The organism is Xaviernesmea oryzae (genome assembly GCF_900109605.1).
Lineage (GTDB): Bacteria > Pseudomonadota > Alphaproteobacteria > Rhizobiales > Rhizobiaceae > Xaviernesmea > Xaviernesmea oryzae.
Genome location: NZ_FOAM01000006.1, coordinates 314,979 through 330,199, shown reverse-complemented (window position 1 = coordinate 330,199; position 15,221 = coordinate 314,979). Strand labels below are relative to the sequence as shown.

The following is a 15,221-nucleotide window of genomic DNA, read 5'->3' as shown; positions in this document are numbered from 1 at the left end:
AAAAGATGTTGAGCAAGGTGGCCTCCATAGATCATCCGAGCGCGTTACCGGCATCGGTTTCAAGGCCGATGGGATACGCGCCGCAAAGCATTTGCCAGATTTGTCCTCCAGCAACCCCGCCCTTGCTGCCTGACACCATCCGCCTTTAAGCGTAAGCGGATGCCGTTAAATTTGCCTGAATTGACAGGCTTTTCGCGGGGGTCTCGCTGCCGATTTTCTGCAGATCTAACGTATCTTTATGTAATGCAACGACATTAAAGGCGGATGACGACGTTGCATGCGATCTTTATTGTCAACCTGCATGCGCAGATTGGTCATTCATGCACGTAGCGCGTTTCATTTTGTGTTGCTAAGGCGTTTTGATCTAGTCACCTATGGACGCAGCTGTTTCCCAGGGAAGGTCCTTCTGTATAAGAAGGCGCTAAGCGCTGTATGACTGTATGATGATACTTGGTCGTTCCTGCGCGTGATGGGGTCACCTGACGAGCGGATATCGCCATCGCATCCCCGTATGGTTTTCGCACGGTTGTGGATCGGCATTGCCCGCCGACCGGCTCCCGCGCGGCAATCATTCCCTCCAAGGCGGAAGTTTGGAACAAATTTCCTCAGTTAATTTATAGAGCTTATTATCATTGGAGCATCGGCGAGTAGCAGTCGGTGCCGAAGGGCTGGCTGCGGGAAACGGGAGCCCGGAATGATATCACGCAGGCAGACGCTTTCGCTTCTGGGTGCCAGCACGGCGGCGCTCGCCATGCCGAAGATTGCCTCGGCGACGTCGGGCGGCACCTTCCGCATCGGCTGGCAGAAGAACGGTGTGCTCGCATTGGCGAAGAACACCGGCGTGCTGGAAAAGCGTCTGGCGCCGCTGGGCTTCACCATCACCTGGGCCGAGTTCAGCTCGGGGCCGCCGCTTCTGGAGGCGCTGGGCGCCGGCGCGTTGGATTTCGGGCCGACCGGTGATGTGCCACCACTTTTCGCGCAGGCCGCCGGCGCCAATTTGCGCTATGTCGGCACCTATAGGGGTGCGCCTTCGGGCTCTGCCATCCTCGTTCACAAGGATGGGCCGATCAAGAGCCTGGCCGATCTCAAGGGTCAGCGCCTCGCCTTCAAGCGCGGCTCGAGCGCCCACAATTTCGTGGTGAAGGCCCTGCGCAAGGGCGGGCTGACGGTGAACGACGTCAAGCCTGCCGATCTTTCGCCCGCCGATGCGGGCGCTGCTTTCAAGACAGGCAATATCGACGCCTGGGCGATCTGGGATCCCTATTTCGCCGTGGCTGAAGCCGATCCGAACACGCGCGTGCTGATCACGGGCGAGGGCATTATCGAGAGCTGGAGCTATTATTTCGGCCAGACGGATTTCGTGCGCGACCATCCCCAGGTGATCCTCGACGTGCTGGACGAGTTGGCCAAGACCGGCGCGGCCGCGCAGGCCGATCTCGACAAGACGGTCCCGGCGCTGGCGCAACTCACAGGCGTTTCCGAGGCGATCACCCGCACCGCGCTGACGCGGCCCGGCGCCGATCTCGGCAAGGTGTCGATCGTGCCAGACGAGGCCTTGGCCAATCAGCAAGCTCTGGCCGACGAATTCTACGAACAGCGCATCCTGCCGCGCAAGCTGAAGGTGGCCGACATCGTCTGGCGCCCGAAGGCGAGCTGAGACGCGCTGTTCCCGATAAAGACATGGACAAGGACATTTGCAATGACCGCGACGAAGCCGCTCGATTTTCTCTGGTTCATTCCCTCCTCGGGTGATGGCGCCTATCTCGGCTCGGATGAGCTGAGCCGGCCGTCAGATCCCGCTTATTTTCGCGAGATTGCGCAGGCGGTGGACCGTCTTGGCTATTCCGGCGTGCTGATCCCGACCGGTGTTGCCTGCGAGGAGTCCTTCATTCTCGCCACCTATCTCTCGGCCTTTACCGAGAAGCTCAAATTCCTCGTCGCCATACGTCCCGGTGTCGCCTCGCCGGCCTATTATGCCCGCCTCGCCTCCAGCCTCGACCGGGTCTCCAACGGCCGTCTGCTGCTCAACATCGTGGTCGGCGGCAGCGCCCAGGAACTTGGCGGCGACGGCATCTTCCTGCCGCATGACGAGCGCTATGATCACGCGGAAGAATTCTTTCAGGTGTTCAACCAGCTGCTGGCCGAAGGCCATGCCAATCTCGATGGGCGCTACATCAAGGCGCACAATGCGCAACTCGGCTTCCCGCCGGTGCAGGCGCCGCGTCCGCCGCTCTATTTCGGCGGCTCGTCCGATTCCGCCATCGATTTTGCCGGCGCCCATGTCGAGAAATATCTGACCTGGGGCGAGACGCCAGCGCAGGTGGGCGAAAAGATCGCCCAGGTGCGCGCTTCCGCCGCCAAGCGCGGCCGCGAGGTCAGCTTCGGCATCCGCCTGCATTTCATCGTGCGCGAAACGGATGACGAAGCCTGGGAGGCTGCCGACCGGCTGATCTCCAAGCTTTCCGACGAGACGATTGCCAAGGCACAGGAAGGCTTCCTGAAAAATTCCGACTCAGTCGGTCAGGCGCGCATGCAGGCGCTGCATGGCGGCCGGCGCGACAAGCTGGAAGTGGCGCCCAATCTTTGGGCCGGCATCGGCCTGGTGCGCTCGGGCGCCGGCACAGCCCTGGTCGGTTCGCCCAAGACGGTGGCCGCACGGCTGAAGGAATATCAGGATCTCGGCATCGAGACCGTGATCGCTTCGGGCTATCCGCATCTGGAAGAGGCCTATCGCGTGTCCGAACTGCTATTTCCGGAAATCGGCCTCGGCGGCCCGCGCAACCAGATCCGCTCCTCTTTCGGCGAGCATCAGGTCTTCGGCGGCGGCGGCCATGGTGGCAATCTGCGTGTGGTCGCCGGCTCCTGACGAATGCTCGGCTGTTGAGTGGCAGTCAGACCGCGCGGCGCGATGTCGCCGCGTCAGTAGCTGTCACTCGATTGGGCTTTTGGCCTGCGGTGAACGAGATGCTTATGTGCGCCGTTTCGCTGTGTACCGGGCTTCAGGACGAAGCAGAGGCGCGGCTTCCGGGACGACTACGGGTCTCTTTTGCTTTCCGCTCTGCTGTCTTGATAGGGTGTGGAGGTGACGAGGCTGCTCCCGGCTAGGCTCTGCTTGATCGGCACAGGTCTCCGGTCACGGTAAACGGCTGCAACCAGCAGGCTTCAGCGTGTCGTGCGACGCTGCGGACCTTGGATATTGCGGTCGGTTCTGGCGGCCGGGGTTTTCGCCCAGTGGCCTCGAAAGACAAGTCGGCAAAACCGGATGTCAGGTGTCACCGTCAGTCGGTACCGGTCATCGGATGCCGGCTGCCAAAGTCTCCAACGGCCGCTCATGAGGCCCGTGCCTGAAGCGCGGCCTCAGCTCAGCGCGAATGCCTGGGCCTCGATCTGACGGATCGCATTGCCCAGCAGCGTGTGGGCGATGGCGTCCACCTGGGCGGCGATTTCGGGTACGCCGGTCAGCTCGCCGAAGGTGCCGCGCGCGAGCGGGCCGGCGACGAACAGCGTATCCACGGGTGCGCCGTGGGCGCAGATTGCCCGGCTGGCGCCGTCACAGGCCAAGCCGAGGCCATGACTGTCGCGGCGGATCAGGCCTTGCGCCGCCAGATCCTGCAGATAGCCATGACGGGCAATGACATCCGCATGATCGGGGCCGGTGGCGACCAGCAGCCACTGTGCCTTGAGCCTCCGCTCTTCGCCGCCTCGCGTGCTGACGGTGAGAGACAGGCCCTTGGCATCGCCGCGCGCATCGACAATCCGACCGCCCAGCCTTTGCAACCGGCCGGCGGTCTTGTCCTCTTGCAGCTGTGCGGCGATTTGCGGTGGCATGCGATAGCGGTGGGTCTCGAAACGACGGCGCAGATGCCGAAGGAAGCGCTGGCGTTCGGCATGGGGCAGGGCCGACCATATCGCCTGGCCCTGCTGGCGCAGGCTGTCGAAGACGCTTTGCCAAGCAAGCCCCTGTGCTTCGGCTGCGGCCACCGCCGCGCGCACGCGTGTCAACAGCCGCCGTGCGGTCAGCGGTTGGCCCAGCACCTCGCAAGCCGAAGGCGACGCTGAATGGGCGGTTGCATGTGGCTGCGGCAGCGCGTTTGAGCGCGAAAGCAGCGTGATCAGCCCCTGATGGCCGCGTGCCCTCAGGGAGGCGACGAGGTCGAGCGCCGTCAGCCCTGCGCCGAGGACGATGACCGGATCGGTTGCGGCAATGCGGGCGAGCTGGCGCGTGTCGAAGGGGTCGGTCATCAGGCGCGGCGTGCCGGAGAGCGCCGAGGCGACCGGCTCCGGACATCGCGGTGCGGGATGCGAGGTGGCGATGACGAGGATATCGGCATGCAGGCGGCTGCCACGGTCTCCCGCCACGGCATATCCGCCGTGCTCGCGGCTCACGGAGATGACCGCTTCGCGCCGGTGCTCCACCGCGCCGTAGGCCAGGAGAGGGGCCATCTGCGCCTGCATGAAATCACCGAAATCGGCCCTTCGGGCATAGATCGCCTCGCCGGCCACGGCTTCCGGATCGCAGGCCAGCCGGCCTGTCTCCTGAAGGAAGCGCGCAAAGGCTTGGGGATCGTCCGGCAAAGCGCGCATGCGGGCTGCCGCCACGTTCAGCCGGAGAGCGGGATCCTGCGTGTCATAGGCCAGGCCGGCGCCGAGACGGGCGCGTGGTTCGAAGACGGTGATCTCCAGCTCTGCGCCTGACAGCGCAAGACGCCGTGCCAGCGCTGCGCCTGTAAATCCGCCGCCGATGATGACCACGCGGCGCGTGACTGGGCGGCGGGGCCGTGGGATCTGGCTGGGCGAGGCTTCGGTGATACCAAGCATTGCGCGTCCTCCATGGCTTCGAGGCCTGGCAGCAGCAGATGCTGTCGCCGGCCGCAGAAGGGCGAAATCTCGTCAGGTCGTCGCGATCCGCCCGCATTCTCCATAAAACATATAGAGAAATTGCGCTTTGTCCATCGTGCAAGACAAGCGAGTTGGAATCGCAATCCTCAGGGCACGTGCCGTGGAAACTGCCCTGCATCTGGCGCATTCGCCCAGCTCTGCAGGGTCTGGCCGCCATCGATCAGCCAGTCCACGCCGGTGACGTGACGAGCATCGTCGGAGGCGAGAAAGGCGACGGCGGCGGCCACATCCTCCGGCTGGCCGATGCGGCGCAGCGGAATGCGGTCGGCAAAGCGGCGAATGCCGGCTTCATAGGCTGCCTCGTCCTGCGAGGGCACGCCGAGCCGGGTTTCGATCACGCCGGGGCAGATGGCGTTGACCCGAATGCCGTAAGGGGCCGCATCCAGCGCAGCGATGCGGGTGATGCCGACCACGCCATGCTTGGAAGCGGCATAGCCAACGCCGCCTGAGAGAACGTCCCACCCTGCCATGGAGGAGCCCATATTGACGATGGCGCCTTGAACCTTGCTTTCGATCATCGCCTTCAGCGTCGCCTGCAGCACATAGAAGATGCCGTTGAGATTGATGCCGATGATCTTTTGCCAGTCCTCGATCGCCAGTTCATGCACCGGCGCCACGGTGCCGGAGATCCCGGCATTGTTGAAGAGCACGTCAATCCGGCCGAAGTGCTCTTGCACGGCTTCCACCATATGCGCGGCTTGCGCGGCATCGGCGACATCGACGGCAAAAGCTGCCGCGCCATGACCGATCTCCCGCGCCAGCGCCTCGGCTCTTGCGCCGTCGAGATCGGCAAGGGCGACTTGCGCCCCTTCCTGGACGAAGCGTCGGACAGCCGCCGATCCGATCGCGCCCGCCGCTCCGGTGACCAGCACCACCTTGTCCGTAAATCGCATGGTCTTTACTCCTGCTTGTCTTTGACGCGGCTGCCGATCAGGCGGGATAATCCCGCCAGGAATGGCGCGGCACGAAGCCGAGGGTTTTGCGCGCGGCGCTGGTGTCGATCAGTGCGGCGTTGCCATCCAATGGAGCCTTGAGCGGCACGCCCGGATAGGCTTCAGCGATCAGCGCCGCGCTCGGTCTCTCCATGTAGCTGTCGGCGGCGCTGAGGAACAGGCGCAGATGCCCTGTTACTGGCTGCTCTACCGCCGCCAGGAAGGCGGCCGCCGCATCGCGCGCATCGAGATAGGCCCAGAGATCGCGCGCGGCCTCGGCCTGCAGCCGGCGCGGGCCGATTGAGGTCTGAAAGCTTTCCGGCGTCTGGATCCAGGGCATGCGCAGGCTGACAGCGTCAAAGGCGCGCCGGCGCACCATGGCCTCGACCATCTCCTCGCCCAGCCATTTCGTGGTCGCATAGACATCCTGCGCCGCAGCCGGATGGCCCTCGTCGACAGGCAGATAGGGGGGCGTCACCGGCTGTTCGAAAAAGGGATAGCCGAGCACGCTGAACGAAGAGGCATAGACGAAGCGGGAAACACCCATCAGTCGTGCGGCCTCCGTCGCCGCATACATGGCGGCCATGTTGATGCGGAACACATCGGCTGCCGCCCGTCCCGTCGGGCGCGGCACGGCGGCGATGTGGACAAGCGCGTCCTGGCCCTTCGCCAGCTCGACCATGGCGGCGAGATCGCCGGCCTCGGCCATCACATGTGTCCAGCCGGCGCCTGCCGGCGGCGGCGCGAGGTCCATGCCGGTCACGGCATGGCCGGCCGCGCAAAGCGCTGCGGCCACATGCCGGCCGAGAAGCCCGCTCGATCCGGTGACGAGAATGCGGCTCATGCCGCCGCCTCGTCGCGCGCGGCCATCTTCGCCGGCAGCGCCTTGATGATGCGTTCGGCCAGTTCGAGATCGTCAAGGCCGCCCTGAAGCGGTGTGATCGGCGCCGCCTTGCCTTCGATACAGGCGAGGAAGTGCTGCCATTGCCGGCGGAAGGCGGTGTCCGGGGTGCCGGGCAGCACACGCTCGCTCGCGCCCTCGCTGCCATCCGCTTTCGCCGCCTGCTTCAGCCTGATGGTGGCAGCGGCGTTGCGCACATAGGGGTTCTGGAATTCGATCAGCATCTGGCTCGCCTCGCCATCCACGCGCATCCACTCGTCCCACCATTCATACTGCGCGCCAAAGGCCACTTCCAGAAGGGCCGGCACGCCATCGGGAAAGCCGAGCACGGCCAGGATGTGATAGGGGCCGACGGCCTGCGCGTAGTCGACCCGCTCGGCGACGCCAAAGGCACCGCGCAGCACGGCGAGATCGTGGCTGCCGAGCATCAGAAGCGTCATGTAGAGATCGCCATAGCCGGCATGGTCCGGTCCGAGCGCCGCGGCGATCTCGGCGGCCGCTGCCGCCTGTCCTGCCTTCAACACGGTAGGATCGATGTCGGTGCCACGTAGCTGGGTATAGAGGCTCTGATAGCGGTCGAAGCGGCCGGCGAAGTCATGCACATGGATCATCTTCGGCCGGCCGATGGCCTCAAGCTGCTCCAGCCCCAAGCGGTAGCCGGGATCGTAGAGTTTCATATAGCCGACCAGCGCCACCAGACCCTTCGCCGCAGCCGCTGCGACCAGGGGCCTGGCCTGCTCCGCCGTGAAGGCGAGCGGCTTTTCGACGATGAAATGCTTGCCTGCCTCGATCGCCGCCTTGACCACCGGCCCATGGTCGAAAGTGCAGATCACCACCGCGTCGACGGCGGGATCGGCGAGAAGGTCGCGATAATCCTTGTAACAGGCGGCAACGCCATAATGTGCGCTCAAGCCCGACAGAACCGTGTCGGAGAGATCGCAGAGCGCGGCAATGCGCAGTCCCGGCAATTCATGCAGGATGGGCAGATGCATGAGCTGGGCGATTTCGCCGCAGCCGATAACACCAACACCCAGAGCTTTGCGCGCGACGGTAGGGTTCATGGTGGTCGAGGCTCCCTTGTTGACTGATCGGCCGGCGTCAGGCCTTGACCGCGCCTGCGGTCAGCCCGGCGATGAAGTGCCGCTGCATCAGGATGAAGATGAGGATGACGGGCAGGGTGGTGATGGCGAGCGCGGCGAAATAGAGGTTCCACATCGCGCCATATTGCTGGAAGAAGGCGACGAGCCCGAGCGGAATGGTCTGCAGCGCGGGGTCGCGCAGCATGAGGAAGGCGAGGAAGAAATCGTTCCAGATTTCGATGAAGCCGAAGATGGCGACCAAGGCCAGACCGGGGCGGATCAGCGGCAGCATCACCTTGATGAGGATCTGCAGCCGGCTTGCGCCATCGATCCGGGCGGCATCCTCCAGCTCCATGGGCAGGGACAGGAAGAACGAGCGCAGGATGAAGATCGATAGCGGCAGGTTCGCGGCGGCATGGATCAGCGCCACGCCAATGCGGCTGTTGACCAGGCCGAGATCGCGCGCCGTCATGAACAGGGGAATGGCCATGACCTGCGGCGGCACCAGCATGGCCGAGACGACGAGGCCGAGCAGCAGGCCGCGCCCGCGAAAGACGAGCCGCGACAGGGCATAGGCCGCCGGCGTGGCCGCGAGGATCAGGAGCGCGAGCGCGCTGCCGGTGATCACCAGGCTGTTGACCACCCTGGCGCCCATGCCCGAGACCCGCCATGCCTCGGCGTAGTTCTGCCAGACGAAGCTCGATGGCGGACCCCAGACATTGGCGATCACCTCCTCCTTGGTTTTCAGCGAGCCGAACAGTACCCACACCAGCGGATAGAGCGTTTCGATCAGCACGAGCGCCAGGAGGCCATAGACCAGCGCCAGCTCCTTCATCGAGCGTCCGGCAATGGTCTGGCGCCACCAGGGGCGGTGCGCATAGGCTTGATGCGCTGGTGCCGTCAGGCTCAGGGGCTGCGTTCTGCTCATAGGGCCACCTTTGCGCGGCGCATGAGGGCAAGCAGGCCGATGCAGGCGAGACCGACGATCAGGAACAGCGCATAGCCCATGGCGCTGGCATAGCCCATATTGCCATCCTGAAAGGCGGTCTTGACCATCAGCGTCATCACCACCTCGGTCGCATGGTTGGGGCCGCCCTGGGTCAGCACCTGGACGATATCGAAATTGCGCACGAAGGCGCCGGAGAGGCCGAGGATCACGTTGATCAGCACCACCGGCATCATCAGCGGCAAAGTGATATGGCGGAAGCGATGCAGCGGCCCGGCGCCATCGATGCGCGCGGCCTCGTAGAGTTCGTGTGGAATGGTCTGCAGGCCCGCCAGATAGATGACGGCGTGGAAGCCGAGCCATTTCCAGATGTCGACGGCGACGATGGAATAGAGTGCGACATCGGCATCGCCCAGCCAGGAAAGTTTCAGCGCCGAGAGACCGACGAGATCGAGCGCGGCATTCAACAGGCCGAAGACGGGATTATAGATCCACGACCAGAGCAGGCCCGTGGCCGCGAAAGACAGGGTGACCGGGATGAACACGGCGGCCCGGATCGGTCCGCGCAGGAAGACGGCGCGGTCGAGCAGGATGGCGAGTCCGAGGCCCAGCGCATTCTTGAAGATCAGGATGAGGACGACGAAGATCAGGTTGTTTTCCAGCGCCCCGAGAAACAGCCTGTCCTGAGCCAGTTTGAGGTAATTGGCCGCGCCGACGAAGACGGGGGCGGAAAATCCGTCCCAGCGCGTCAGACTTAGCCACAGGCCGCGAAAGAACGGCCACAGGAAGAAGAGGCCGAAGAGCACGGCCGCCGGCGCGAGCATCAGTGTTGCGACGGTGCCATCGCGGTCGAGCCGTGCCGCAAGTTGGCGCCGCTGGGCCATCTTCGCCTCCCTCAGGCCTGGGCCGGGTTCAGCGTCAGGCCGAGCGTGCCGGTAAGATAGGCGATGCTCTCCTCGGCGCTTTGTTCGGCCGTCTTCTGCGAAGCGTCGAGTTCGACGATGGCGAGCCCGTCATAGTCCGCGTCGATGAGCACGTCGACGAGGCCGGGAAGATCGACCACGCCGGCGCCCAGCTCGCAGAAGGCGGCATAGCGCTCCGGCCCGACAAGGCTGTCATCGACTTTCGTGTCTTTCAGATGCATGTAGCGCACGGCCGAGACATAGGTCCTCAGCGCGTCGACCGGGTCGGAATGGGTCTGGGCCAGATGGGCGGGGTCGATGCAGAGCCCGGCGTGGCGCGTGTCGAGTTCGTCCATCATCCGGTCGAGCTGCTCTCGCCGCTCGATGAACGTGTCGAGATGCGGATGGTAGACGGTGGCGATGCCGAGATCGGCGGTGCGCCGGCCGATATCTTCGAGGGCCCGGCAGAAGGCTTTGTAATCGTCAGGCCTGTGCTGATTGCCCGACGCCTCGGAGGGCCCACCGCCCAGCACCAGCACAGGTGCGCCAAAGCCCTTGAGGATGCGCGCCAGCGAGATGAGGCAGGCGCGCTCATGCTCCCACAGCACCGGGTTGACGAAGGTCGCGTTGACATAGAGCGAGGAGAGGCGAATGCCGAGATCGCTCTGGGCTTCGGACAACAGCGCATAGCGCTTGAGAATATCCGTGTCGGTGGTCACACCCGGCGGCGGCAGATCGCCGAGCTGCATATATTTGCGCGCGAACTGATCGGACAGGCTGGTGAAGGCGAGGATCTCGAACCAGGAGAAGCCCTTACGGGCCAGAAAATCCAGCGCCGGGCGCAGCGGCTGGCCGGTCAGGTCCCAGCTGTTGAGATGATAGCCGATCGAGAATTTCTGGCGAGCGGAGCGGGTCATGGTCGTTCCTCGAGAGCGATGGCAGGTCATCGCTTGGGTATGGTGCCTGAAGGGAAAGGCGTCCGCCGACGCGGGAGGGCTCGCCGGCGGACGGGCCGTATGGACGGCGTGGCGAGAGGCCCGCGCCGGCGGATACGGCAAACTGGAGGAAGGCTGGCAGGGCGACCGAGTGCCACCCTGCCTCTGCGCGACGACATCGATCCTAAGCCGGATTCATGCGTTCCGATGGACCGATGTCATGCAGGAGCGCTCAGTCCTTGGGCGGCCAGTTGCCGTCATCGACCAGCGTCTTGAACGCAGCCTGAACGCTTTTGGCGGCCTCCTCCGGCGTGGTGGTGCCACCGACGACACCGGCAATGCCCGAAGCCACCGCCGTCGTCACCTCGCTTGGCCAGATCCAGTCGAGGAACTTCACCGTGTCGGGGAAGGTGTTGGCGCGCAGATCCTTCGCATAGGGCTCATCGACCCCATCCACGCCCTTGATCGAGGTGGCGATCGGCTTGTCGGCGTCGAGGTAGATCTTGGCGATCTCGGGCTTGGTCAGATAGGCGATGAAATCGAGCGCCGGCTTGACCTTTTCCTCCGGGATGTTGGCCGAAAGGCACATGCCGTTGTCGGCGCCGCCGCCATGCTTGGGTGCACCCGGCGTGCCGGGCATCTTCGGGAAGGGGAAAACGCCCCAAGTGAAATCCTTCACATTCTCTTTCAGCGAAGGCACCTCCCAGGTGCCGCCATAATACATGGCGCTCTTGCCGCTGGCGAAGGCGGCGCGCATGCCTTCCATGTCGACGGAGAGCGAATCCTTGGACAGGATGCCGTCATCCACCCATTGCTTGATCAGGCGAAAGGCCTCCACGCTTGCGGCGTCATCGAAGGGTTCCTTGCCGTCGAGCTGCTTCTGCGTGAGGCCGACCGGATCGCCCGAGGATTGCGAGACGGTTTCGAAGTACCACATCGGCCACATCACGGCATTGGCGCCCTGATGCAGGAGCGGGATGACACCGGCCTCCTTCAGCTTCGGCAAGGCTGCTTTCAGGTCGTCATAGGAAGGCGGCGTGGGAATGCCGAGCTTCTTGAACAGCTCGACATTGTAAAACAGCGTCGAGGTCGACAGCGAGCTGATCGGCACGCCATAGATCTTGCCGTTGATGGTGAAGGCGCCGAAGCTCGCCGGATCGACATTGGCGGCGAACGGCTTCACCTCCTCGGTGATCGGGCGCAGCAGGCCGCGGCGCACATAGGCGCCATTGACCCAGAAGGCCGAGCAGGCGACGAGATCCATCTCCTGGCCGGAAAGCTTTGCGGTCATCATCCGCTGAAGCGAACCGGATTGCGGTCCCTGCGCATCCCATTCGACGGCGGACACATCGGGATGAGCCTTGAGGAAGCCGGAAACGATCTGCTCGCGGATCTTGGTCTGAACTTCCGGCTTTTCGCGCGGAGCGAGGACGTCGAGCGACGAGCCGCCGAAAACCTTCAGCGTGACACCTTCCGCCTGGGCGGCGCCCGGCACAGACAGCGGCAAGGCGACGGACAGGCCGAGCGCCAGCGCCAGAAGGCTGGAAACGGAACAACGGCGTGGTTTGGATGGCAATCGGGATGCAGGCACGAAAACAGGCATGGAAAACCCCTCTTATTGCTTGCGACCGGCGTCGTGCGCCGTGACCATATCGTTGATGGTCATACGAGTAAGGATCAAGTTCCGGCACCTGTCAAGCCGGTGGATTGGAAAGTTTTCACGCCAAATATCGGGGCTTACTGCTCAAAATTGCAGCTTATCCGGTAAATTTAACCGACGGCCTGGGAAAGCCCTTGACAGGTCAGACATTCGGTTGCTTGTTTGATCATCAACGAAATCAGATGGCTTTGAGCCGACTGACAAAGGGGTCGCCATGTCGCTGGATGTGTTTTCCGCTCATGTGAACGAGCAGCAGGTGACGCTTGATCCGACACGCTGCGCCGTGATCGTGGTCGATATGATCAACGAGTTCTGCAAGCCGGGCGGCAGGATGGTGCTGCCGGGCTATGAGGCGCTGGTCGGTCCGCAACGTGCCATCGTCGAGGCCGCACGGGCGGCCGGCGTGCCCGTCATCTGGATTCACGACGCCCACCGGCCGAACATGCGCCACGAACGCGAATGGGCCAAGCGCACCGAGCATGGATTGGAAAATACCTGGGCGACCGAGATCATCGAGGATCTGGGCGCCCGTCCCGACGACATCCATGTGACCAAGCGACGCTATTCCGCCTTTTTCCAGACCGATCTCGACCTGACGCTGAAGGACATGAAGGTCGATCAGCTCGTGGTCTTCGGCGTGGTCACCAATATCTGCGTTCGCTCCACCGTGCACGACGCCTTCTTCATTGGATATGAGGTGGTGGTGCCGGCCGATGCTTGCGCGGCGACTGGCCCGCGGGAGCAGGAAAGTTCGCTCTACGATATTGCCACCCATTTCGGCGTGGTCAGCGATACCAAGAGCGTGGTTGCGGCCTTCAACCAGGGCGAGACGATTTCCAATCTTATTGCGGCCTGAACGGGCATTGGCTAGGCTTGACGAGTGAACAGTGATGCGCCGGGATGGCAGAGGCCGATGCCGGCAGGACGGAACCGGATTTGAGTACTTTCGATGAGATCGAGACAACACGGGTGAGCAAGGCACGTCCTGTCAAAATGGATGACGTGTCAGATGCGACGAACCCGGTGGAAGAGGCACCGGCGCTGGGTCGCGAGGAAATTCTCGCCTTTCATGCCCGCACCGGCTATGCGCTGGATCATCACCCGGCCCATCTCCTGCGTCGCGCTCACCAGCGCGCCACCGCCTGCTTCCAGGAGGTCATGCCGGGTGACGATCTGACGCCCACGCAGCATGCGGCTCTGGCAACGTTGCTGAAGCATGGCGAGCTGTCGCAAAACCATCTGGGCCGCATCACGCAGATGGACCCTTCGACCATCAGCCTGGTGGTGAAGGCGCTGATGAAACGCGGACTGATAGCGCGCAAGCGTTCCGACACCGACCAACGCATGACCATGATCACGCTCACCAATGCCGGTGTGCATTACATCCTGCCGCTGCTGGACCTGAGCATGGAAGTCGCGCGCCGCCTGCTTTCGCCCCTGTCTCCGGGTGAACAGGCCACGCTGCTGGACCTCCTGAAGCGCATCGGCGATGCTGAGACCGCGGGCTAGAACATGTCCAAGTGTCGGCTCGATTCCGGCGCCTCCTGGGCTGTCGCGGTGCCTCCTTCACCGGCTTTCGTAGAGCAGCGTCGGCGCGCTTTTATCCGCATGGCCATCGGCGCCCCTGCGGAGGACATGCCAACGCCGAAACCCTGATCGTCTCCGGCTGCGGTTTGCAGCAAAACAAGCGTCGACGCCTCATGCCCATCGTCAGCGATAGGGCAGATGCGTCCTGATGACCTCAAGGACCAATGCCATGTCAGATGCCACGTCTTCCCCTGCGCCTGCGCCCTCCCGCCTGCTGATCCGCAATCTCGGCCCCGTTCTCTCCGGTGATCTGGCCCAGCCTCTGCTGGATGCGGATGCGATCCTGATCGAAGAAGGCAGGATCCTCGCGGTAGGGCGGGAAAGCGATCTGGGATCGAGCGGCGTGACCCAGCTCATCGATGCCAAGGGCTCGGGGATCATGCCCGGGATGATCGACAATCATGCCCATCCTGTCATGGGCGATTGGACGCCGCGCCAGAATCAGCTCGGCTGGATCGATTCCACCTATCATGGCGGCGTGACCACGCTGGTTTCGGCCGGGGAGGTGCATCTGCCGGGCCGCCCGCGCGATGTCATCGGCGTGAAGGCACTGGCGATCACGGCACAGCGGGCCTTCTCCGCCTTCTCGCCTACCGGCATGAAGGTCCTGGCCGGCGCGTTGATCCTGGAGCATGGGCTGGAGGAAAAGGACTTTGCCGAGCTTGCCGAGGCCGGCGTGACGCTGGTCGGCGAAGTCGGCCTTGGCACGGTCAAGGATGGGCCGACCGGGCGAAAGATGATCGACTGGGCGCGCCGCTACGGCATGACCTCGATGACCCATACCGGCGGCCATTCCATTCCCGGCTCGGCCCGCATCGGCGCCGAGGTGGTGCTGGAGGTCGATGCCGATGTTGCAGCCCATATGAATGGCGGGCCGACTGCGCTGCCGGAGGCGGAACTGCGGTTGATCTGCGAAGAAAGCAAGCGCGGGCTGGAAATCGTCCATAACGGCAATCTGCGCGCCGGGCTGTTCGTGCTCGACACTGTGCGCCAGGTGGGCGCGCTCGACAGGCTGGTGCTGGGCACGGATGGGCCGGCCGGCTCCGGCGTGCAGCCGCTCGGCATGCTGCGTCTCGTCACCATGCTCGCCTCGCTGGGGGACGTCGCGCCCGCCGAGGCCTTCTGTTTCGCCACGGGCAATGTCGCCCGGCTGCGTGGGCTTGAGGATCGCGGCCGTATCGCCCCGGGCCTTGCCGCCGATCTGGTCTTCATCGATCAGGCCATGGGGGGAGCGGGCGAGGATCTGCTCCACAGCATCACGCTCGGCAACATGCCCGGCATCGGCATGATCCTGACCGATGGCGTGCCGCGCATCGGACGCAGCCGCAACACGCCGCCTTCGATCCGCGTGCCGGAGAGCCTGCCGGCTTGAGCGCTTCT

The 15,221-nt window shown here is 64.0% G+C and carries 13 protein-coding genes; 5 read left to right on the top strand and 8 right to left on the bottom strand.

Translation table 11 applies throughout. The features are described from left to right. The first annotated feature begins 694 nt into the window (after positions 1-694). Together BMX61_RS10205 and ssuD are read left to right on the top strand one after the other, a co-directional pair. Positions 695-1,657, top strand: coding sequence for an aliphatic sulfonate ABC transporter substrate-binding protein (locus BMX61_RS10205; protein ID WP_075626774.1), 963 nt, complete (start codon positions 695-697; stop codon positions 1,655-1,657). A gap of 42 nt (positions 1,658-1,699) precedes the next feature. Continuing rightward, the gene (gene ssuD, locus BMX61_RS10200) at positions 1,700-2,866 is read left to right on the top strand and encodes an FMNH2-dependent alkanesulfonate monooxygenase (protein WP_075626775.1); all 1,167 of its coding nucleotides are present in this window, start codon (positions 1,700-1,702) and stop codon (positions 2,864-2,866) included. Positions 2,867-3,357: 491 nt separating this feature from the next. Here the strand turns inward: ssuD and BMX61_RS10195 are convergent, their stop codons facing one another. The 8 genes from BMX61_RS10195 to BMX61_RS10160 all read right to left on the bottom strand — a co-directional run bounded on the left by BMX61_RS10195 (position 3,358) and on the right by BMX61_RS10160 (position 12,197). Next, complete coding sequence (locus BMX61_RS10195) at positions 3,358-4,818, bottom strand: FAD/NAD(P)-binding protein (RefSeq protein ID WP_075626776.1); 1,461 nt, start codon at positions 4,816-4,818, stop codon at positions 3,358-3,360. 167 nt (positions 4,819-4,985) lie between these two features. Further along, positions 4,986-5,792 carry an SDR family NAD(P)-dependent oxidoreductase gene (locus tag BMX61_RS10190; RefSeq protein WP_075626777.1) on the bottom strand — a complete coding sequence of 269 codons (807 nt, stop codon included), beginning with the start codon at positions 5,790-5,792 and terminating at the stop codon, positions 4,986-4,988. A 37-nt stretch (positions 5,793-5,829) separates the two neighbouring features. Then, positions 5,830-6,675 (bottom strand): NAD-dependent epimerase/dehydratase family protein, encoded by an 846-nt coding sequence (locus tag BMX61_RS10185; RefSeq protein ID WP_075626778.1) that lies wholly within the window; start codon positions 6,673-6,675, stop codon positions 5,830-5,832. Further along, complete coding sequence (locus tag BMX61_RS10180) at positions 6,672-7,793, bottom strand: Gfo/Idh/MocA family protein (RefSeq protein ID WP_075626779.1); 1,122 nt, start codon at positions 7,791-7,793, stop codon at positions 6,672-6,674. Before BMX61_RS10180 ends, BMX61_RS10185 begins: the two co-directional genes overlap by 4 nt. A 37-nt stretch (positions 7,794-7,830) precedes the next feature. Next, on the bottom strand, positions 7,831-8,739 hold the full coding sequence (locus BMX61_RS10175; protein ID WP_075626780.1) for a carbohydrate ABC transporter permease: 909 nt from the start codon (positions 8,737-8,739) through the stop codon (positions 7,831-7,833). Beyond that, positions 8,736-9,641 (bottom strand): carbohydrate ABC transporter permease, encoded by a 906-nt coding sequence (locus tag BMX61_RS10170; protein WP_075626781.1) that lies wholly within the window; start codon positions 9,639-9,641, stop codon positions 8,736-8,738. Before BMX61_RS10170 ends, BMX61_RS10175 begins: the two co-directional genes overlap by 4 nt. A gap of 11 nt (positions 9,642-9,652) precedes the next feature. Beyond that, positions 9,653-10,576, bottom strand: coding sequence for a sugar phosphate isomerase/epimerase family protein (locus BMX61_RS10165; RefSeq protein ID WP_075626782.1), 924 nt, complete (start codon positions 10,574-10,576; stop codon positions 9,653-9,655). A gap of 250 nt (positions 10,577-10,826) precedes the next feature. Then, positions 10,827-12,197, bottom strand: coding sequence for an ABC transporter substrate-binding protein (locus BMX61_RS10160; protein ID WP_075626783.1), 1,371 nt, complete (start codon positions 12,195-12,197; stop codon positions 10,827-10,829). Positions 12,198-12,468: 271 nt separating this feature from the next. Between BMX61_RS10160 and BMX61_RS10155 the strand changes: the two genes are divergently transcribed. The 3 genes from BMX61_RS10155 (at position 12,469) to BMX61_RS10145 (ending at position 15,213) form a co-directional block, all read left to right on the top strand. Next, positions 12,469-13,110 (top strand): cysteine hydrolase family protein, encoded by a 642-nt coding sequence (locus BMX61_RS10155; RefSeq protein ID WP_075626784.1) that lies wholly within the window; start codon positions 12,469-12,471, stop codon positions 13,108-13,110. Between the two features lie 137 nt (positions 13,111-13,247). Continuing rightward, positions 13,248-13,763: a MarR family winged helix-turn-helix transcriptional regulator gene (locus tag BMX61_RS10150; RefSeq protein ID WP_075627025.1), complete on the top strand. Its 516-nt coding sequence runs from the start codon at positions 13,248-13,250 to the stop codon at positions 13,761-13,763. A gap of 247 nt (positions 13,764-14,010) precedes the next feature. After that, positions 14,011-15,213, top strand: coding sequence for an amidohydrolase family protein (locus BMX61_RS10145; RefSeq protein ID WP_075626785.1), 1,203 nt, complete (start codon positions 14,011-14,013; stop codon positions 15,211-15,213). The last annotated feature ends 8 nt before the right edge of the window (positions 15,214-15,221 follow it).